Below are 21,420 nucleotides of genomic sequence, written 5' to 3' on the forward strand. Positions count from 1 at the left end.
GAGGCATTACCATGCGACATCCCACGCCGGGCGACGACGACATCGCCGTGGTCGGCATCGCCGCGCGCTACCCCGAGGCCGCGGACCTGGCGGAGTTCCGCGCCAACCTCGCGGCGGGCCGGGATTCGGTACGTCCGCTGTCGCGGTCACGGGCGAAGGAGACCGGGCTGGGACCTCCCTCCCACTACCACGCGATGGGTTTCGTCGAGGACATCTCCACGTTCGACTACGCCTTCTTCACCCTGTCGAAACGGGAAGCGTCGCTGATCGACCCGCAGCAGCGTCTGGCACTCGTCCTCGCGTATCAGGCGGTCGAGGACGCCGGCTACTCGGTGGCGGAGTTCCGCGACAGTGCGACGGCAGTGGTGTTCAGCGCCGCCACCTCGACGTATCCGGCGATGTGGGCGGAACCGGGAGTGCTGAGCACCCTGGGCAACGTTCCGTTCGCCGTACCGGCCCGGATCGCGTACCAGCTCGGCCTCACCGGACCCTGCTATGCCGTCGATTCGGGGTGCAACGGGTCGCTCATCGCGGTGCACCACGCCTGCCGGGAGCTGCGGTCGGGTGACGCCGACTTCGCCCTCGCGGGCGGAGTCAGTCTCCGGGTGAACGGCCTCCGCGCGGACATGGCCGAAGGATCCGCGGAACTGATGTCACCCGGCGGGCGTTGCCGCGCGTTCGACGCGGACGCGGACGGCACCGCGGTCGGGGAGGGTGGGGCGGCGCTTCTCCTCACCACGATGGCCCGCGCCCGCGCCGATCGCGTCCCGGTCCACGCCGTGATCCGTGGCACCGCAACGGTGTCCAGCGGGCATTCGTCCGCGACGATCAGCTCCCCGAGCGCCCGGGCGCAGGTGGCCGTCATCTCCCGGGCCTGGCAGAAGGCGGGTCTCACCCCGGACGATGCCGGGTACCTCGAGGCCCACGGATCGGGAACCCCACTGGGCGACGCGGTCGAACTCGAAGGGATCACGTCCGCGTTCCGGGGCCGTCCCGGCGTACTGCCGATCGGTTCGGTGAAGACCAACATCGGTCACCTCGACCACGCCGCCGGGGTGTCCGGCCTCGTGAAGGCGATCCTGGCCGTCGAGCACGGCGAGTTGTACCCGTCGCTGCACTTCGAACGACCCACCGGTGGAGTCGACCTCGCGGACAACGGAATCGAGGTGGTCACCGAGGCCCGGACGTGGAGCGACGAGACCGGACCCCGGCGGGCGGGGGTGAGTTCGTTCAGCCTCGGCGGCATCAACGCACACTGCGTGGTGGAACAGCCGCCGGAGCGTGCCGCCGGATCCCGCGCAGGCACTACGACTCGATTGGTCGGGGTGTCGGCGAAGAGCGTGGGCGCCCTCGCCACGCTGTGTGCCGAACTGGCGACTGCCATCCGCGGGCACGACCTCGACGATGTGGTCTTCACCCTCAACCGCGGCCGCCCGCACCACGACCACCGGGTGGCGGTGCACGCACGCAGCATTGCCGAACTCTCGCAGTCGCTCGCCGCCCGCGCCGCCGAACTCGACGCCCGCGGCGAGGACTCCGCACCGCTCACCCGGCAACGCCCCGCCGTGGCGTTGCTGCTGTCGCCCGATCGGATGCCGCCCGCACTGCGCGGCCGCACCCTGCCGTCGGAGCTTCCCGCCACCGGCGCCGATGCGGACCTCCTCGCCGGCCAGATCGCCGTCCACCGCGAACTTCGTGCCGCGGGAGTCACCGTCGACGCCGTCCTCAGCGGCGGCGTGTCCCGGTACGCGGCCCGGTATCTGCGGGACATGATGTCGGCGGTGGAGGCTGCTGACATCGCCGCCGCGGCCGTGGACCCCTCGATCGACACGGACCGGCTCGTCGCGGTCGCGAAGGGAATGCTCGCGGACGGCCCCGTCGTCTTCGTGGAGCCGAGCCCGGAGGGACGCCTCGGCGCGCTGCTCGCCGACGCTCTCCGCGACACGCCGGACGCCGAAATACTCCGCGCGCCGGACACGTCCGACGCGGTCACACACCTCCTCGCCGGGCTGTACGAGCGGGGAATCGACCTCGACTGGGCGGCCGTCGACCGCGGTGACGACTCCGCCTGGCGAGTGCGACTTCCCGGCCACCCGATGCGCGGCTCGCGGTGCTGGTTCGACCTCCCGGGCCAACCCGACTGGGCCGACGCGCCGGACAATCCCTCGGCGGAACCGACCCCCCGCTCGGTGACGGCCGCGCCGGAAGACAGCCTCGACTGGTTGCAGACGACACTGCGCGAGTTGCTCCACAGCGAGAGGGATGTCGGCGCCGACGACGACTATTTCGACCTCGGCGGAAACTCGCTCATCGGCATGCAACTCGTCGACCGGGTGTCGGACCGGTACGGGGTCCGGCCCAAACTCATCGACCTCTACGAGCGGCCGAAGGTCGCAGACTTCGCCGCACTCCTCGCGGACGGCACGTCCGCGTCCGGTGGGCTACCCCCGATCGTGCCGCGGGGGCGGCACGTGATGTCGTTCGGTCAGGTACGCATGTGGTTCCATCATCAACTCGACGCCGTCACGACCATCTACAACCTCCCGATGGTCAGCGAATTGCACGGGCCGATCGACGAATCCGCCGTCCGGGGAATGTGGGACGACCTCGCCGCGCGGCATCGGGTGCTGCTGTCCAACTACGTCGAGGTCGACGGGGAGCCGGAACTGCGGATCCGCGAATCCCTCGGCGACTTCTTCCGCACCGCCGACGTGTCGGGCGAACCGGATCCGGTGGCCGCGGCCCGGGCCCTCGTCCACGAGGCCGCCGTGGCACCGTTCGACCTGGCCACCGACCCGCTCGTGCGGGCTCTGCTCATCAGGATCGGCACCGACGAGCACGTCCTGCAGGTCACCACCCACCATTCCGTCAACGACGGGGGTTCGCCGAGGATCTTTGAACAGGAACTGCCCGCCCTGTACGCGGCACGCCGAGCCGGTCGCCGCGCCGACCTCGCCCCGCTCCCCGTCGAGTACTGGGACTACGCCCTGTGGCAGCGGGAACTGATCGCGAGTGCCGCGCTCGACTCCGAACTCGAATACTGGAGAACCGTTCTGGAGGATGTGCCGGTGCTCCGGCTGCCCACCGACCACCCGCGCCCGGAACGGAAGAACTTCACCGGCGCGTTCCACACGTTCACCGTCTCCGAGGACCTGACACGGAGCCTGCGGGCCGTGGCGCGGAGGGAGTCCGTGTCGCTGTTCGTGGTGCTGCTCTCCGCGTTCTACCTCCTCATGGCGAGCCGCAGCCGCCAGCGCGACCTCGTGGTCGGGACACCGACGACCGGGCGTAACCGGCCGGAACTGTCCGGCATGATCGGGTACTTCAACAGCACGGTGGCACTGCGCGCCGACCTGTCCGGGGACCCGAGCATCACCGAGCTGTGCGCCCGCGTGCGCGATGTCGTGCTGGGCGCCCTCGAGCACCAGGAGATCCCGTTCGACCGCGTCGTCACCGCACTCACCGGCGACCGGGACCTGAGCCGGACACCCCTGTTCGACGTCTGCCACGTCCACCAGGAACTGCCGGCGCTGCAGTCGCAGCAAGGGCTCACGGAGACGCTGTTCGACCAGGAGGACCCCGCGGCCATCGCGTTCGGCGGGGTGCCGTCCGGCACGGCCAAGTTCGATCTCACCCTCGTCACCACGGAGCGGGGCGGCGAGGACGGCATGGCGGCCGGGCTCGAGTTCAGCACGGAACTGTTCACCGAGCGGACTGCCGCCGCGCTGTGCGCCGAGTACGTCCGCATCCTCGACGGTGTCGCGGAAGCGCCCCGCACACAACCTATTTCCGTGTTCCTGACCGACGCAGCCCCAACGCCGGCGGCGCGACTGGTGGCACCGCCCCTGGTCCCGGCCGACCGGCCCCGGCAGCCCTCGACCGGCGCGGAACCGCCGAGCTACTCGACCGCACGGGTGACGGCGACGCTCGACGGACAGCCGGGTCACCCGGAACTGCTCGCCGCCTGGCTCACGCTCCTCGCCTGGTACACGGCGCAGGACGAGGTGGCGGTGGGCACCGTCCCGGGGCCGGGGACACCGCCGCGACTCGTCGCCGTGGACCTGTCCGGAGAACCCACCTACCCGGAGCTGGTGGAGACCGTACGCGGGGAGCTGTCCTCGGACCCTCGCGCGGCCGACTCGGCGGTGCAGCACTTCCCGGTGCGCTGCGACGGGGAGCGCGACGGCGGTGACGATCGGGCCGACCCGTCGCCCATCGAACTCGGACTGTCGTGGACCCGCGGTCCCACGGCACTCACCCTCGAACTCGACTACGCCACCGACCTCTTCGACCGGAGCACCGCTACCGCGATGCTCACCGACCTCCGGCGGCTGCTCGCCGGACTCGAGGCTCATCCCGACCTGCCCACCCAGGAGGTGGCGATGGAGTACGTGCAACAGGACGACACAGGCTTTTCGACGGAGGCGGCGCGATGAGTGAAGGCAGTGCGATGAGCGTCGGTGTGGTGGGGGCGGGGACCATGGGCGCCGGGGTGGCCGAATGTCTCGCGCAGGCCGGCCACGACGTGATCGTCGTCGACCCCGACCCACAGGCTGTCGAGCGGGCCCGGTCTCGGATGCGCGACTCGCTGCGGCTCGCGATACTCCTCGGCCGGGCCGGTGGTCCGAAACCCGCCGAGGTCACCGCGCGGGTGCACTGGACCGGGCAGATGACCGATCTGCGGGACGCCGCCGTCGTCATCGAATGCGTTCCCGAGCGAATCGACCTCAAGGAGAAGGTCTTCGCCGAACTGGACCGTGTGTGCGCACCCGCCGCGCTACTCGCGTCGTGCACCTCCGGCATCCCCGTCGACCGTCTCGCGGACAGTACGACGAGACCGGAACAGGTGGTCGGACTGCATTTCATGAACCCCGCGCCGCTCAAGGACACCGTCGAGGTGGTGCGGGGGCCGCGGACGTCGCCGCAGTCGCTGGACCGTGCGCTGGCGCTCCTCGCCTCACTGAACAAGACCGGCATCGTCGTCGGCGACGGTCCCGGATTCCTGCTGAACCGTGTCCTCATGCTGTGTATCGCCGAGGCGGCAACCGCGCTCGGCGACGGTATCGCCGACGCGGACACCACCGACGCGTTGTTCGAAGGCTGCCTCGGCCACCCGATGGGACCACTGCGGACCGCGGACCTGATCGGCCTGGACAACGTCCACGACACGATGACCGCGCTGCGCGAGTTGACCGGCGACGACCACTACCGCCCGCCCGAAGCGCTCGTCGCCCTGGTCGAGGCCGGTCATCTCGGACGTAAGACCGGGCGAGGATTTCATGAGTACCGGTGAGGTGCTGCCCCTCACCTACGATCAGCTCGCGGTGCTCCGCGCCGACCTGCCCGATTCCTCCTTCGGACAGTATCTCGAACTCGAAGGGCCGCTCGACGAAGACCGGTTCTGCCGGGCACTGCAGCAGACGCTGGCCGAATGCCACGGCCTGCACACCACTTTCGTGCTCGACGGCCCGGAACCCGGACAGGTCGCCGGCGCCGCGGTGACCGGCCCGGACGTCCTCGACGCCGCCGCGTCCGACGATCCCGGCCGGCTCGTGACGACGTGGATCGACCACGAGCTGAACCGGCCGATGGACCCCGGAACCGGACCGCTGTACGTGCACGTCCTGTTCCGGCTTCCGCACGGCCGATACGGGTTGTTCCAGCGCTACCACCGCCTGGTGAACGACGAACCGGGCATGACGGCGATCGTCCGCCGCACCGCCGAGGCCTACGAGACGGGGGAAGCCGCTCCCACCTCGCCGCCGGAGTCCCGGCCGTTCGTGCCGCCCTCCGTCCCGTTGACCTCCGATGCGCGATACCGCGAGAGCGACTCCTGGGCGGACGATCGCCGCTACTGGGAGCACCTGCTCGCCGGAGCGCCGCGCCATGAGACCCCGCCCGGACCGATCGCCGAAGAGGGGAATCCAGGCCCGTTCACCATTCCCGCCGACGGCGCGCTCGTGCGGCTCGCACGGCGCAGTGGTGGTGGTTCCGCCGCCGTCCTGCTCGCGGCGCTGGCGGTGTACCGGCACAGCCGCACCGGCGTCGAGGACGTGCTGGTCGGGCACCGGTCGCACGGGTCCACCACGCCCGTGAGGCTGTCCCTCGCACCGCAACTCACGTTCGACGCGCTGACACGGAACGTGGGATTGCAACTCCGGAGATCCCGGAGACACCGGTTCCTCGCGTCCGCAGATGGTCCGGTGGAATCGTGGCCGGTGGCAGGCGGAATGCGCGAACACCTCGGCGTCGAGCGCATCGGTGAGGGTGCCGTCGCCGTCGTGAAGCGGTGGGACTCCACCGGCGGCGGGGTGTTCGTGGAAGTCGACGACCGAGACGGTTCCTGGACCGTCGACGTGCACGGCCCCGGTGACGCCCAGCGCCTCGCCCACATTCTCGACGCCGCGGTCGCGGCACCGGATACGCCGTTGGCTGGTGTGGATGTGTTGGGTGTGGTGGAGCGTGGGTTGTTGGTGCCGGTGCGGGGTGGGGTGGGTGTGGGGGTGCGGTTGTTGCCGGAGATTGTGGCGGGGGGTGTTGCGGCGAATCGGGGTGGTGTGGCGGTCTCGTGTGGGGGTGTGGAGTTGTCGTATGGGGAGTTGGATGAGTGGTCGAATCGGTGGGCGCGGGTGTTGATCGGGCGGGGTGTGGGTCCGGGGTTGGTGGTGGGGGTGGCGGTGCCGCGGTCGGTGGAGTTGTTGGTGGCGGTGTGGGCGGTGGTGAAGTCGGGGGCGGCGTTTGTGCCGGTGGATCCGGGGTTGCCGGTGGTGCGGGTGCGGGAGTTGTTGGTGGATTCGGGTGCGGTGGTGGGGTTGTCGGTGTCGGGGGTGGTGTTGCCGTCGGTGGTGGAGTGGTTGCGGGTTGATGATGTGGTGGTGGTGGAGGGGGTGTCGGGTGCGGGGGTGTCGGATGGGGATCGGGTGCGGCGGTTGGTGGTGGGGGATGCGGCGTATGTGATGTATACGTCGGGGTCGACGGGGCGGCCGAAGGGGGTGGTGGTGACGCATGGGGGGTTGGCGAATTTGGTTGAGGAGGTGCGGGTTCGGTTCGGGTTGTGGTCGGGGTGTGTGGTGTCGCATGTGGCGTCGCCGAGTTTTGATGCGTCGGTGTACGAGTGGTTGATGGCGTTTTCGGTGGGGGCGCGGTTGGTGGTGGCGCCGCCGGGGGTGTTCGGGGGTGCGGCGTTGGGGGAGTGGTTGTCGGTGGAGGGGGTGACGCATTGTTTTGTGACGCCGTCGGTGTTGGCGACGGTGGAGTCGGGGGGTTTGGGGTCGGTGCGGGTGTTGGTGGTGGCGGGGGAGGTGTGTGGGCCGGAGTTGGTGGCGCGGTGGGCGCCGGGGCGGGAGTTTTTCGATGCGTATGGGCCGACGGAGGTGACGGTGCAGGCGACGGTCAGTGATGCGTTGGTGGCGGGGGGTGTGGTGACGGTGGGTGGTCCGGCGGTGGGTGTGGAGGTGGTGGTGCTGGATGGGTGGTTGCGTCCGGTGCCGGTGGGTGTGGTGGGGGAGTTGTATGTGGGGGGTGCGGGGTTGGCGCGGGGGTATCTGGGGCGGGCGGGGTTGACGGCGGGGTCGTTTGTGGCGAATCCGTTTGGGGTGGTGGGGTCGCGGTTGTATCGGACGGGGGATTTGGTTCGGTGGGATGGGTTGGGGTCGTTGGTGTTTGTGGGGCGTGCTGATTTTCAGGTGAAGGTGCGGGGTCAGCGGGTGGAGTTGGGGGAGGTGGAGTCGGTGTTGGTGTCGTGTCCGGGGGTGGGGGCGGCTGTGGTGGTGGTGGGTGAGGGTGGTCGGTTGGTGGGGTATGTGGTGCCGGAGGTGGGGGTGCGGGTGGATCCGGGTGTGGTGGTGGAGTTTGCGGGGTCGGTGTTGCCGGGGGGTGTGGTGCCGTCGGTGGTGGTGGTGTTGGGGGAGTTGCCGGTGACGGCGAGTGGGAAGGTGGATCGTGCCGCACTCCCCGCACCGGACGTGGCGCGTGGTCCACACCGCGCGCCGCGGACAGCGACGGAAGAAACGCTGGCGTCGGTGTTCGCCGAAGTGCTCGGCGTCGACCAGGTCGGCTTGGACGAGTCGTTCTTCGCGCTGGGCGGCGACAGCATCCTGTCGATCCGGCTCGTATCCCGTGCCAAGGCACGAGGTCTCGTGTTCACGCCACAGCAGGTGTTCGAGCACCGGACGGTGGCCGCGCTGGCCGCGGAGTCGGAGATCACGGATGGTGAGACCACGGTTGCGCTCGCCGAACTCGCGGGCGGCGGAATCGGCACGTTCCCGCCCACGCCGGTGGTCCGGTACCTGATCGAGCGCGGCGGACACTTCGAGCGGTTCAGCCAGAGCGTGCTGCTCGACCTCCCGGGCGGCATCGACTCGGACCGGCTCCTCGAGACCATCACCGCGGTGCTCGCACGACACGACATGCTGCGGTCGCGGCTCTATCAGGGCGCGAACGGGCAGTGGCAGATGGAGACTCGTGCCGCGACAGAGATCGACACCGACGCATTGGTCCGGCGGATCGCCTTCGACCCGGCGACCGATCCCGGCACGGTGGCAGACCTGATCGCCGCCGAGCACCAAGCGGCCGTGAACAGATTGCGGCCGTCCGACGGGGTGGTCGTCCAGTTCGTGTGGCTCGACCCGGAGCCTGCCGCCACACCCCCGGCCCGGGCAGGCCGATTGATCGTGGTGGCCCACCACCTCGCGGTCGACGGGGTGTCGTGGCGGATTCTGCTGCCCGACTTCGCAACTGCCTGGTCCCAGATCAGCACGGGGGCCGCGCCGGACCTCCCGGAACCGGCGACGTCGATGCGCCGCTGGGCGCACGCGCTGGCCGAGGAAGCTGCCCGCAGCGAGCGAGCCGCAGAGCTGGTGTGGTGGCAAGACGTCGTCGAAGGACCGGATCCTCCGATCACCGACCGCCCCCTCGATCCGGGCCTGGACCTCGCGACCGCGCTGCAGGACGTGAGTGTCGAGACGTCCCGCGACGACACGTCCGCTCTGCTCACACGCCTGCCGGAGCTGTATCACGGGGGCGTCCTCGACGTCCTGCTGACGGCGCTGGTGGTGGCGTCGTCGAGGTGGCGAGCGGAGCGGGGGATACCGGGAACGTCGACTCTGATCCGGTTGGAAGGGCACGGCCGGGAGCAACAGGTGGTGCCCGGTGCCGACCTGTCCCGCACCGTCGGCTGGTTCACGACGGTCTTCCCCGTCCGCGTCGATCTCCGGGGCATCGACCTCGACAACGCACTGGCCGGCGGCCACGACATGGGCAGCGCCGTGAAACGCGTGAAAGAACAACTCAGGGCAGTGCCCGACATGGGCATCGGCTACGGTCTGCTCCGGTACCTGAACGCGGACACCGCAGGCAGCCTGCCGAGAACGGAACCGGGGCAGATCAGCTTCAACTATCTCGGTCAGGTGCCGGATTCGGCGGACGGCAACTCCGCGGTCGGCTGGAGTCCCGCCGACGGGTTCGGCGACCTGCGGTACGTCCCGGACCCCGACATGCCGGCGTCTGCCGCCGTCGAGGTCAACGCGATCGTGATCGGCGGACGACTCCGGGTCGGGTTCGGTTTCCCGGACACCCTGCTCGCGCACGCCGACGTGGAGCGGCTGGCAGCACGATGGCGGGAAACGGTGTTCGCCTTGGTGTCCCACGCTCGCAGTGGGGACGCAGGCGGACTCACACCGTCGGACGTTCCGCTCGTCGACGTCACCCAGAGCGACCTCGACACATGGGAGCGGCGCTTCGGCGTGCTCACCGACGTGTGGCCGCCCGCACCATTGCAGGCCGGGTTGCTGTTCCACGCGCTGCTGGCGAAATCGTCGATCGACGCATACACGGTGCAGGTGGAACTGCACCTGAAAGGCGCCGTCGACCCGGACCGGATGCGCCGCGCCGCACAGGCATTGCTGGAGAGGCACGCGAATCTGCGGGTGGCGTTCGTTCCCGCCCGAGACGGAACATTCGTCCAGGTGGTTCCCGCGGCGGTCGACGTACCGTTCCGCGAGATCGACCTCACGGATCTACCCGAGGCCGTGCGCACCGCCGAACTGGACCGGGTCCTCACCGCCGACCGCGCCGAGCCGTTCGACACGTCCCGGGCCCCTCTGGTGCGGTTCCTGCTCGTGACGACCGGCAGCCGCGAATCGCGGCTCGTGTGGACCAATCATCACACCCTTCTCGACGGATGGTCGATGCCGCCGGCGATCCGCGAGCTGCTCGCGCTCTATGTGGCCGGAGACGAGGACGTGTCGGCGCTGCCACGCTCCCGGCCCTACCGAGACTTCCTGTCGTGGCTGCATCGCCGAGACCCGGCGGACTCGCGAGCGGCGTGGGCGACCGCGCTCGCCGGCGTCGACGGTCCGACGCTGCTCGTGCCCGACGCACAGGGACGGCCGCTGTCGGCTCCTCCCGAGAGTGCCCGGTTCACTGTGTCCGAGGAACTGACCGCCGACCTCACGAGACTCGCGCGCACCCGCAACACGACACTGAACACGGTGACGCAGGTGGCGTGGGGCATCGTGCTCGGCGCAGCAACCTCCCGCCACGACGTGACGTTCGGGAGCACCGTGTCCGGCCGGTCACCGCACCTGTCCGGTGTCGAATCGATGATCGGGTTGTTCGTCAACACCGTGCCCACCCGCATCACGCTGAACCCCCGGGAAACGCTGGGCCGGCTGCTCGACCGGACACAAGCGGAACAGGCAGCCCTCCTCGACCACCATCACCTCGGGCTCGCCGACATCCAGCGAGCAGCCGGCCCCGACATCGGTTTCGACACGGCGACCGTCTTCGAGTCGTACCCGATCGATCGGGGAGGCCTGACCGAGGACACCGACCTCGCCGGCATCCGGGTGGTCGACGTGCGTGGCGTCGACGCCACGCATTATCCGCTGAGCGTCGCCTTCTCGGTGGACACGCAGCTGCGCATGACGTTTCACCACCGACCCGACCTGGTAGACCGGGGCACCGTCGACGCGATCGCAGGCCGGGTGACCCGGGTGCTCGAGGTGATGGCCTCCGATCCGGATACGCCGTTGGCTGGTGTGGATGTGTTGGGTGTGGTGGAGCGTGGGTTGTTGGTGCCGGTGCGGGGTGGGGTGGGTGTGGGGGTGCGGTTGTTGCCGGAGATTGTGGCGGGGGGTGTTGCGGCGAATCGGGGTGGTGTGGCGGTCTCGTGTGGGGGTGTGGAGTTGTCGTATGGGGAGTTGGATGAGTGGTCGAATCGGTGGGCGCGGGTGTTGATCGGGCGGGGTGTGGGTCCGGGGTTGGTGGTGGGGGTGGCGGTGCCGCGGTCGGTGGAGTTGTTGGTGGCGGTGTGGGCGGTGGTGAAGTCGGGGGCGGCGTTTGTGCCGGTGGATCCGGGGTTGCCGGTGGTGCGGGTGCGGGAGTTGTTGGTGGATTCGGGTGCGGTGGTGGGGTTGTCGGTGTCGGGGGTGGTGTTGCCGTCGGTGGTGGAGTGGTTGCGGGTTGATGATGTGGTGGTGGTGGAGGGGGTGTCGGGTGCGGGGGTGTCGGATGGGGATCGGGTGCGGCGGTTGGTGGTGGGGGATGCGGCGTATGTGATGTATACGTCGGGGTCGACGGGGCGGCCGAAGGGGGTGGTGGTGACGCATGGGGGGTTGGCGAATTTGGTTGAGGAGGTGCGGGTTCGGTTCGGGTTGTGGTCGGGGTGTGTGGTGTCGCATGTGGCGTCGCCGAGTTTTGATGCGTCGGTGTACGAGTGGTTGATGGCGTTTTCGGTGGGGGCGCGGTTGGTGGTGGCGCCGCCGGGGGTGTTCGGGGGTGCGGCGTTGGGGGAGTGGTTGTCGGTGGAGGGGGTGACGCATTGTTTTGTGACGCCGTCGGTGTTGGCGACGGTGGAGTCGGGGGGTTTGGGGTCGGTGCGGGTGTTGGTGGTGGCGGGGGAGGTGTGTGGGCCGGAGTTGGTGGCGCGGTGGGCGCCGGGGCGGGAGTTTTTCGATGCGTATGGGCCGACGGAGGTGACGGTGCAGGCGACGGTCAGTGATGCGTTGGTGGCGGGGGGTGTGGTGACGGTGGGTGGTCCGGCGGTGGGTGTGGAGGTGGTGGTGCTGGATGGGTGGTTGCGTCCGGTGCCGGTGGGTGTGGTGGGGGAGTTGTATGTGGGGGGTGCGGGGTTGGCGCGGGGGTATCTGGGGCGGGCGGGGTTGACGGCGGGGTCGTTTGTGGCGAATCCGTTTGGGGTGGTGGGGTCGCGGTTGTATCGGACGGGGGATTTGGTTCGGTGGGATGGGTTGGGGTCGTTGGTGTTTGTGGGGCGTGCTGATTTTCAGGTGAAGGTGCGGGGTCAGCGGGTGGAGTTGGGGGAGGTGGAGTCGGTGTTGGTGTCGTGTCCGGGGGTGGGGGCGGCTGTGGTGGTGGTGGGTGAGGGTGGTCGGTTGGTGGGGTATGTGGTGCCGGAGGTGGGGGTGCGGGTGGATCCGGGTGTGGTGGTGGAGTTTGCGGGGTCGGTGTTGCCGGGGGGTGTGGTGCCGTCGGTGGTGGTGGTGTTGGGGGAGTTGCCGGTGACGGCGAGTGGGAAGGTGGATCGTGCCGCACTCCCCGCACCGGACGCTCCGGTGCGCCGATTCCGGGCTCCGGCCACCCCGTTCGAGGCCGTCGTCGCCGCGGTGTACGGCGACGTCCTCGGTGTCGACCACGTCGGTGCCGACGACGACTTCTTCCGGTTGGGCGGAGATTCGCTGTCGGCCACCCGGGTCGTCGCACGGGTCGATGCCGCTCTCGGCGCCGACGTCGGCGTACACGCCCTGTTCGAGGCGCCCACCGTGGCCGGGTTCGCGGAGCGCGCGGCGAAAGCAGGTGTGCTGACACATCGGCCGGAGTTGCGGGCAGCGCCGCGCCCCGAGCGTATTCCCCTGTCCCTGGCCCAGACCCGCATGTGGTTCCTCAACCAGTTCGACACCTCGTCACCCGCCTACAACATCGCCATGGCGTTCCGGCTCACCGGCGCACTCGACCTCGGTGCGCTGCGGGCTGCGGTGTCCGATGTGGTGGAGCGTCACGAATCGCTCCGCACCCGATTCCCGATGGCCGGCGAAGAACCGGTGCAGGTGATCCTCTCGGCCGCTGATTCGGTGCCGGACCTGCCCGTCACGTCCGTGTCGAGCGAAGCGGAGTTGCGGGAACGGCTGTCGGCGGCGGTCGCGGAGGGGTTCGACGTCACAGAGCAGATCCCGGTGCGGGCAGCCGTGTTCGAGACCTCCGACACCGACCGCGTGCTGCTGGTGGTGGTCCACCACATCGTCGCGGACGGCGTGTCGATGGTCCCGCTCGCGCGCGACATGATGGTGGCATACACCGCGCGGGCGGCGGGGCACGCCCCGGAGTGGCGCCCGCCGACGGTCCAGTACGCCGATTTCACGCTCTGGCAGCGCCAACTCCTCGGGTCGGAAGACGATCCGCAGTCGATGGTGTCGCAGCAACTGGACTACTGGCGCACCACACTGGCCGGTCTCCCCGCCGCCCTGGACCTGCCCGCCGACCGCCCGCGGTCGATGCAACGCACGCCCGACGGGAGCAGGGTCGGATTCGAGATCGACGCCGGTCTGCACCGCCGGCTGCTGGCGACGGCGTCCACGCACCAGTCGACCGTGTTCATGGTCGCGCACGCCGCCCTGGCCGCGTTCCTCGCGAGGATGTCCGGTACCGAGGACATCGCCGTCGGCACCCCGGTCGCCGGTCGCGGCGAGGCCGCCCTCGACGACGTCGTCGGGATGTTCGTCAACACCGTGGTGCTGCGGACCGTCGTCGCCGACGCGAGCCGGTTCTCCGAACTGCTCGAGCAGGTGCGCGACGTCGATCTCGGTGCGTACGCCCACGCGGAGGTGCCGTTCGAGAAGGTCGTGGAAGCGCTGGATCCGCCCCGCTCGACGGCACATTCACCGCTGTTCCAGGTGCTGCTCGAGTTCCAGAACGTGGAGCGCCCCGACCTCTCGCTGCCCGGCGTCGAGGTGGGCGGTATCGATCTCGGTGCGACGATCGCCAGGTTCGACCTGCAGCTGACGTTGTCCGAGGAGTACACGGACGACGGAACACCGGCAGGCATCACGGCCGGTTTCACCTACGCCACCGACCTTTTCGACGCCGAAACCGTCGCAGGCCTGGCCGACCGGTTCGTCCGGATGCTCGACACCGCCGTCACCGACCCGTCGATCAGGGTCGGCGACCTCGAGATCCTCGACGCCCTCGAACGGGACGAACTCGTGCCCATGCGCGGCTTTCCCGCGGCCGCGGAGCGCACACTCCCGGACGTCCTCACCGCGGGCGCCGCGCTCGCACCGGGGGCGACCGCAGTGTCGTGCGAAGGCGTCACCGTGTCGTACCGGGAACTCGACGAGCGGTCGAACCGACTGGCCAGGGCTCTGATCCGTCGGGGTGCCGGCCCGGACGCATTCGTCGCGATCGGCGTGCCGCGATCGATCGAATGGGTGCTGTCGGTGTGGGCGGTCGCGAAATCGGGGGCGGCGTACGTGCCGGTCGATCCCGCCCTGCCGCCCGCGCGCACCGGCGGCATGCTCGAGGATTCGGGTGCGGTGCTCGGGTTGACGGCGACGGCGCACCGTGACCGGCTACCGGGAGTGGTCCCGTGGTTGTTGCTCGACGATCCCGCGGTGGCGAGCGAATACTCCGGCGACGCGGTGACCGACGCCGACCGGCTGCGTCCGCTGAGAGTCGACCACGCCGCGTTCCTGCTCTATACGTCGGGATCGACGGGAACACCGAAGGGGGTCGTGCTCACGCACGGCGGACTCGCGAATCTCGCAGTCGAGGAACGGGAACGGTTCGCATCCATGCACGGTGCGCGGGTGTCGCATCTGGCGTCACCGAGCTTCGACGCGTCGTTGTTCGAACTGCTGATGGCGTTCGCCGTCGGCGCGACACTGGTCGTCGTGCCACCGACGGTCCTCGGGGGGCGGGAACTGGCCGAACTCCTCACCAGCGAACACGTCTCGCACGCATTCTTCACACCCACGATCCTGGACACCCTCCGCCCCGAGGACGTTCCGTCCCTGCGGATTCTCGCCGTCGCGGGCGAGCGGTTCCCACCCGAACTGGCCGACCGCTGGACCCCGGGACGATTCGTCTTCAACGGATACGGACCCACCGAGGCGACGGTGCAGACCACGGTCAGCGAGGTGCTCTCGCCCGACGAACCGGTGAACGTCGGAGGCCCGGGGCGGGGCGTCGACGTGATCGTGGTGAACGCGTGGTTGCAGCCCGTTCCGGTGGGCGTGATCGGGGAACTGTACGTCGCCGGGCCGGGCCTGGCGCGCGGCTACCACCGGCGGTCCGCGCTGACGGCGGCGTCCTTCGTGGCGAACCCGTTCGGCGAACCCGGCTCCCGCATGTACCGGACCGGCGACCTCGTCCGGTGGAGTGAGATCGGCAGGCTGGAGTATGTGGGACGCAACGACTTCCAGGTGAAGATCCGTGGCCAGCGGGTGGAACTCGGCGAGATCGAGTCGGTGCTGGCCCGCTGCGACGGCGTCGGCCGCGCGGCGGTCACCGTGCACAGCGGCACCGGCGACCGGCTGGTGGGATACGTGACGGCCGAAGCCGGTGCGAGCATCGACACCGCCGAGGTACTCCGGTACGCCGGATCCCACCTCGCGCCCTACATGGTGCCCGCCCAGCTGGTGGTGCTCGACCGGCTGCCCGTCGGCCGCACCGGCAAGCTGGACCGGCGAGCGCTACCCGCACCGATTCTCGCGCCACGAGAGTTCCGGGCGCCCGCCACCGCAATCGAGGAGGCGGTGGCGGAAGTCTTCGCCGACATCCTGGGAATCGACCGCGTCGGGGCCGACGACGACTTCTTCGAGCTGGGCGGGAACTCTCTCGTCGCGACCCGGGTGGCGTCCGCGCTCCGCGACCGGCTCGGCACCGACGTCGTCCTGCAGTGGATCTTCCGCAACCCCACCCCGGAAGGCCTGGCTCGCCGCATCGTCGACCCGTCGGTGCTCGGAAGCATGCCGGCCGACGACGTGCTGAACGTCGTCGTGCCGTTCCGGGCGTCCGGCGCACAACCCGCGCTGTTCTGCGTGCACCCGGCAGGCGGACTCGCGCTGGGATACGCCGGACTGATGAAGTACGTCTCGCCCGACCGTCCGGTGTACGGACTGCAACTGCCGATCCTCAGCGGCGGAACGACGTTCGAGTCGATGGCGCAACTCGCCCACCGCTACGTCGTCGAGATGCGTGCGGTGCAGCCCCAGGGTCCCTACCACCTGCTGGGCTGGTCCCTCGGCGGTGTCATCGCCCAGGCCATAGCCGTCGAACTCCGTGAGTCCGGCGCCGAGGTCGGCACCCTCGCGATGATGGACAGCTACGTCGCGGAGGGCGAAAACTTCGGTGACCTCGAGGTGAACGCCGAGGAGTGGCTGCACGGGCTGGGTGTCGAGTTCGAGGGCGAGGGCGACACCGGCACGTCATACCGCGAGCAATTGGTCGAGATGCTCGGACGGTCCTTCGGCCGCGACCCCGCGTTCGCGTCGACCCTCCTCGGACGCATCAGCACCGGCCTGGAGAACTCGAAGCAGATCTCCACCGGATACAGGCCGCGGGTGTTCGACGGCGACCTGCTGTTCTTCAGCGCCGGGCAGTCCGCCGCCGGGGAGGAAGGCGAACGGCCGTCGCCGAGCGTCTGGCAGCCCGCGGTCACCGGCGTGATCGTCGAGCACAAGGTGGAGTGTGACCACCTGCGGATGACCACACCGGAAGCCCTCGCGGTCATCGGGCCGATCCTGGAGCGGTCTCTGGCGTCACGCCCCGATCGCACCGCCGATGACGGGCCAGGACTCCCGTAACTCGGTCTCGAACAGCCCCCACGAATGCGTGCCCTGCGAGAGATACGTGAACGTGGCGGGAATCCCCAGCGAGTGCAGCCGCGACTGGAACGCGGCCGCACACGCGTTGGTCACCATCTCGACGACGCTGCCGCCGATCGTCTGGGGCACCACCAGCACGGGGTCGTGGTTGTCGATGCTGCCGGGAAGTCCGTTGCCGCTCGAGACGAACACTTCTGTGCCGCGCAGACGTTCGGCATTCAGCATCGGGTCGTGCACCCGCCACCGCGGGTCCACGGCAGAGCCCCACATGTTGGCCGCATTGCCGCCGCCCCGCAATTCCACCATCGACCGCACCATCGCCTGACCTAGCAGCCCACTCGTCGCGGCACACCCGCTGTACGAGCCGACGGCACGATAGAAACCCGGAGCCTGAATGGCGAGATCGAGTACCGCGCCGCCCGCCATCGACACCCCGCCGATCGCGTTCGCCCCGGTGGTCGCGAACCGGCCGTCGATGGCTGCGGGGAGTTCGCTCGTCAGGTAGGTCTGCCACTTGTTCCGGCCGAGGACCGGATCGTCGGCATCCCAGTCGGTGTACATGCTGTACTGGCCGCCGATCGGCATTACCACGTTGACGTGCTTGTCGGCGAAGAAGTCCCGCACACCGGTGTTGTTGAACCAGGAGATCCCGTCCGACCCGCCGCCGATCCCGGTGAGCAGGTAGAAGGTGGGCGCCGAACCGCCCGATGCGGGAGAGATGACGTCGTTGGCCACCCACCGGCCCATCGACTCCGAATACACGTCCACCCTGGCGATGCGGGGCTCCGCCGACGCCGCCGGCGGACCGAGCACCGCCCACCCGGATACGACCAGCAGCATCACCGCCAGTACACGCAGAGAGAACGCGGATCGCAGAGCTTCGAACGGTCGCATGGACGCCCCCTGGCTGTGGCCTGCCCTTCCAATCTAGGACTGCGGGGTACCTGCTTGGTGCGGTTCCAGCGAACCGGTGTAAAGATGATTCGGTGACCGACAACGACCGGCCCGACGAGCGTTTCACCCTCGCAAGCGAGCGGACGTTCCTCGCCTGGATGCGAAGTTCGCTCGCACTTCTGGCCGGTGGCATCGCGATGATCCACCTGGTCCCCGAATTCAGCACCGGGTGGGTGCGGACGACCCTCGGCCTGATCCTGATCGGTCTCGCCGCAGCCGCGGCCCTCGTCGGCATGCGGCGGTGGTCGCAGGTCGAGAAGGCCCTGCGCGACGGATCACCGATGCCGCCGCCCCACGAGTTGTGGCTGTTCGCGGTGACACTGACGGTGGTGGCACTGGGAGCGGCGCTCGCCAGCCTGGTGGCCGCGCTCTAACCTGCAGAAGAGGTTTGCATCTCGCGAACCGGACGTGAAGACGAAGGAGTACACGGTGGCCCACGAACTCAAGCTCGGTTACAAGGCGTCCGCGGAGCAGTTCGGTCCGCGGGAGTTGGTGGAGCTGGGTGTTCTGGCGGAGGCACACGGTATGGATTCGGCGACGGTGTCGGATCATTTCCAGCCGTGGCGGCACGAGGGTGGTCATGCGCCGTTCTCGTTGGCGTGGATGACGGCGGTCGGGGAGCGCACGTCACGGTTGCAGTTGGGGACGTCGGTGATGACGCCGACGTTCCGGTACAACCCGGCGGTGGTGGCGCAGGCGTTCGCGACGATGGGGTGTCTGTACCCGGGGCGGATCATGCTCGGGGTGGGCACCGGGGAGGCGCTCAACGAGATCGCGACAGGCTTCGCGGGTCAGTGGCCGGAGTTCAAGGAGCGGTTCGCGCGGCTGCGGGAGGCGGTCCGGTTGATGCGCGAACTGTGGCTCGGCGACCGGGTCGATTTCGAGGGGGAGTACTTCACCACGAAGGGGGCGTCGATCTACGACGTGCCCGAGGGAGGGATTCCGGTGTACATCGCCGCCGGTGGTCCGGTGGTGGCCCGGTACGCCGGTCGTAGCGGTGACGGGTTCATCTGCACGTCCGGTAAGGGCATGGAGCTGTACACGGAGAAGTTGATGCCTGCCGTCGCGGAGGGGGCGGAGAAGGCGGACCGTGATGTGGCGGAGATCGACAAGATGATCGAGATCAAGATTTCGTACGACACGGATCCCGAGTTGGCGCTGGAGAACACGAGGTTCTGGGCGCCGTTGTCGTTGACGCCGGAGCAGAAGCACTCGATCGACGATCCGATCGAGATGGAGAAGGCAGCCGATGCGTTGCCGATCGAGCAGGTGGCGAAGCGGTGGATCGTGGCGTCGGATCCGGATGAGGCGGTGGCGCAGATCCGCCCGTATCTCGATGCGGGGTTGAACCACCTGGTGTTCCACGCTCCCGGCCACGATCAGAAGCGGTTCCTGGAACTCTTCGAGCGGGATCTCGCGCCGCGGTTGCGGGGATAGGCGGCTTCGCCGCCCGTGCGTGGTTAACGAGTGCAGTGACTCGTCAACCACTCACGGGCGCGGAGCGCCTCAGAGCATGTTCACGCGCTTGTAGAGATGGCGGGACGGACCGCCGAGCAGATCGGCATCGTCCAGGAACCGCATGAGCGGCTGCGAACTCTCACGGATCTTCTCGGCCCGGAACCGGTTGTTCTTCGCCTCGCGCAACGCGCGTTCGGTGTCCAGCCCGGCTGCCGCGTAGACGGCGGGGTTGATCATGCTGGAGACGATCAGGTTCGACGCGATCGCGATGCACGCGCGGCTCGCCGCACGGTGTGCCTTGCTCATGCCCTGAGCCCGTCGCAGCGTCTCCTCCCGGGCGAAGCGCATGTGCCGCGCTTCTTCGACCACGTGAATCTTGCTGGTGACGCGGACGATCGGCTGGACGCGTGTGTCCTTCATCCAGTCGCGCTGCATGACGTCGAGGATCTCCTCGGCGACGAGAATGCCGGCGTACGCGACCTCTCCCGAGGCGAGCGCCTTGAACCCGCGACCCAGCGTCACCACCGACTTGCGCGGAACATAGGAGGGGCACCCGAACTTCTCGGCGGTGCGCGCGAACATCACCGAGTGCCTGCACTCGTCGGCCACCTCGGTCAGCGCGAACTGGAAATGGGCCTGCGACGCGTCCGTGGCGTACATGTCCCGGATGACCATCTGCTGGAGGATCATCTCGAACCAGATTCCGGTGCCCATGATCGAGGACACCTCGTGCTTCGTCAGCGTGATCTGCTGTTCGAACGTCATCTCGTCCCACATCGGCGTGCCGTACAGCGTGGACCACTCGGGTGTGAGGCCGTACAGGTCGTCGGGGACGGGCGCGTCCCAGTCGACCTCGACGGTCGGGTCGTACGACATGCGTGCGGAGGACTGGAGAAGCCGGGCGCCGGTGTCCTGGCGATCCGTGATCTTCGGATTGCGGATAGCGAGCGTCGAGCGTGCCATGAGATCCTCCATGTCAGTGTGTCTAGCAGTTACACCTAATCATGTCGAAGAAGATCCTTGACGTCAATGCCTCTGGTGTACAAACAGTGGACAAAGAATAGGTAGGTCCTCGGGCGTCAAGGCCTCGGTGATGATCCCCACAACTCCGACTCGAGGCTTGCTCAAAATTTGCCGATCGTCTGTAGTGAGTTCTCGGCAGCGGGCCCGGATGATCCCTTGCCCTGGCATCACCCTGCAGAAAGCGGAATGAACCCATGTCTGATCAGAAGAGTGCCGCACAGCCCCACAGCCACGACGTCGTCGTCGGCGCCCGCGTTCGGGTCCGTCGCGACTCCGACGCTCCCGCACCCGGTGTCGTGATCGAGGATTTCGCGGACCTGTCCCAGTCGGAGGGACTCCTCGGACGTGATTGGGCGCCCGTGCACCGCTGGGCCGTCGCTCTCGACGACGGACGCCTCGTGTTCGCCGACGACGGCGAACTCGACCTCGACACCGACGCACCGCAGGCGGCGCTCGGCTGATTCAGCCGAGTCCGTCGGCGACATCCTGGAGTTGCTCGACAGTACCTGCGGCGATGGTCCGCACATGTTCGGTGACGACCGAAATCGGCCAGTCCCCCACGCGATCCGCATCAGCGCGGCGATCTCGGATTCCGAGTAGCGGTATTTGATGTGGACGGCCGGATTCCCGCCCACGACGGCATAGTCCGGCACGTCCCGCGTCACCACCGAACCGGTCGACACGATCGCGCCGTGCCCGATACGCACCCCGGGCATGATCGTCGCGTTGCCTCCGATCCACACGTCGTTGCCGACGACGGTGTCGCCGCGCGACGGTAGATCGGCGAGCAGATCGGAATGCTGGGCCCACGACCCTCCCATGATCGGAAACGGGAAGGTCGACACTCCGCTCATCCGATGATTCGCGCCGTTCATGATGAACGTCGTCCCGGTCGCGAAGGCGCAGAACTTGCCGATGATCAGCCGGTCCGGCCCGTAATGGTGCAGAACATTGCGCGTTTCGAACTCGTCCGCGAACTCGGGATCGTCGTAGTAGCTGTACTCCCCGACCTCGATCAGCGGGTTCTCGATCAGCGGTTTGAGCAGGACCACCCGAGGCTGACCCGAAACTGGGTGCAGGGTCATCGGATCCGGTGCGGCATTCGTGGGCAATTGTGTCTCCATTCCCTCGGGCGCAGGTGTGCGCG

The 21,420-nt window shown here is 68.8% G+C and carries 8 protein-coding genes and 1 pseudogene; 6 read left to right on the forward strand and 3 right to left on the reverse strand.

All coding sequences use genetic code 11. From position 1 onward, the window contains the following. The first annotated feature begins 5 nt into the window (after positions 1-5). The 3 genes from OYT95_RS27640 to OYT95_RS27650 are packed head-to-tail and all read left to right on the forward strand — an operon-like array spanning position 6 to position 16,817. Positions 6-4,436: a condensation domain-containing protein gene (locus OYT95_RS27640; RefSeq protein ID WP_328286568.1), complete on the forward strand. Its 4,431-nt coding sequence runs from the start codon at positions 6-8 to the stop codon at positions 4,434-4,436. After that, positions 4,433-5,293 carry a 3-hydroxyacyl-CoA dehydrogenase family protein gene (locus OYT95_RS27645; protein ID WP_268789659.1) on the forward strand — a complete coding sequence of 287 codons (861 nt, stop codon included), beginning with the start codon at positions 4,433-4,435 and terminating at the stop codon, positions 5,291-5,293. Before OYT95_RS27640 ends, OYT95_RS27645 begins: the two co-directional genes overlap by 4 nt. Beyond that, the gene (locus tag OYT95_RS27650) at positions 5,280-16,817 is read left to right on the forward strand and encodes a non-ribosomal peptide synthetase (protein ID WP_268789660.1); all 11,538 of its coding nucleotides are present in this window, start codon (positions 5,280-5,282) and stop codon (positions 16,815-16,817) included. The genes OYT95_RS27645 and OYT95_RS27650 overlap by 14 nt, the downstream gene beginning before the upstream one ends. On the opposite strand, the gene OYT95_RS27655 is transcribed toward OYT95_RS27650, so the two are convergent. Then, positions 16,773-17,732 (reverse strand): alpha/beta hydrolase, encoded by a 960-nt coding sequence (locus OYT95_RS27655; RefSeq protein ID WP_268789661.1) that lies wholly within the window; start codon positions 17,730-17,732, stop codon positions 16,773-16,775. The genes OYT95_RS27650 and OYT95_RS27655 overlap by 45 nt on opposite strands. A 92-nt stretch (positions 17,733-17,824) precedes the next feature. Between OYT95_RS27655 and OYT95_RS27660 the strand changes: the two genes are divergently transcribed. Further along, entirely contained in the window at positions 17,825-18,166 is a 342-nt protein-coding gene (locus tag OYT95_RS27660; protein WP_037240845.1) for a YidH family protein, read from the forward strand. A 55-nt stretch (positions 18,167-18,221) separates the two neighbouring features. Further along, on the forward strand, positions 18,222-19,229 hold the full coding sequence (gene fgd, locus OYT95_RS27665) for a glucose-6-phosphate dehydrogenase (coenzyme-F420) (RefSeq protein ID WP_268789662.1): 1,008 nt from the start codon (positions 18,222-18,224) through the stop codon (positions 19,227-19,229). Positions 19,230-19,298: 69 nt separating this feature from the next. Here fgd and OYT95_RS27670 read toward each other — a convergent pair whose 3' ends face one another. Continuing rightward, positions 19,299-20,213 carry an AurF N-oxygenase family protein gene (locus OYT95_RS27670; protein ID WP_128641500.1) on the reverse strand — a complete coding sequence of 305 codons (915 nt, stop codon included), beginning with the start codon at positions 20,211-20,213 and terminating at the stop codon, positions 19,299-19,301. A 254-nt stretch (positions 20,214-20,467) separates the two neighbouring features. Here OYT95_RS27670 and OYT95_RS27675 point away from each other — a divergent pair, with 254 nt between their 5' ends. Further along, positions 20,468-20,734 carry a hypothetical protein gene (locus OYT95_RS27675; protein ID WP_112300919.1) on the forward strand — a complete coding sequence of 89 codons (267 nt, stop codon included), beginning with the start codon at positions 20,468-20,470 and terminating at the stop codon, positions 20,732-20,734. Position 20,735: 1 nt separating this feature from the next. On the opposite strand, the pseudogene OYT95_RS44495 reads toward OYT95_RS27675, so the two are convergent. Beyond that, a pseudogene (locus OYT95_RS44495) lies at positions 20,736-21,397 on the reverse strand (CatB-related O-acetyltransferase). Between the last annotated feature and the right edge of the window lie 23 nt (positions 21,398-21,420).

This window comes from Rhodococcus sp. JS3073, from assembly GCF_026810085.1.
Taxonomy (GTDB): domain Bacteria; phylum Actinomycetota; class Actinomycetes; order Mycobacteriales; family Mycobacteriaceae; genus Rhodococcus_F; species Rhodococcus_F wratislaviensis.

What these genes read in the sequence shown, in the direction of transcription:
- OYT95_RS27670 (WP_128641500.1), bottom strand. Translation starts at nt 20,213, where the DNA reads ATGGCACGCTCGACGCTCGCTATCCGCAATCCGAAGATCACGGATCGC.
- OYT95_RS27675 (WP_112300919.1), top strand. Translation starts at nt 20,468, where the DNA reads ATGTCTGATCAGAAGAGTGCCGCACAGCCCCACAGCCACGACGTCGTC.
- OYT95_RS27650 (WP_268789660.1), top strand. Translation starts at nt 5,280, where the DNA reads ATGAGTACCGGTGAGGTGCTGCCCCTCACCTACGATCAGCTCGCGGTG.
- OYT95_RS27655 (WP_268789661.1), bottom strand. Translation starts at nt 17,732, where the DNA reads ATGCGACCGTTCGAAGCTCTGCGATCCGCGTTCTCTCTGCGTGTACTG.
- OYT95_RS27645 (WP_268789659.1), top strand. Translation starts at nt 4,433, where the DNA reads ATGAGTGAAGGCAGTGCGATGAGCGTCGGTGTGGTGGGGGCGGGGACC.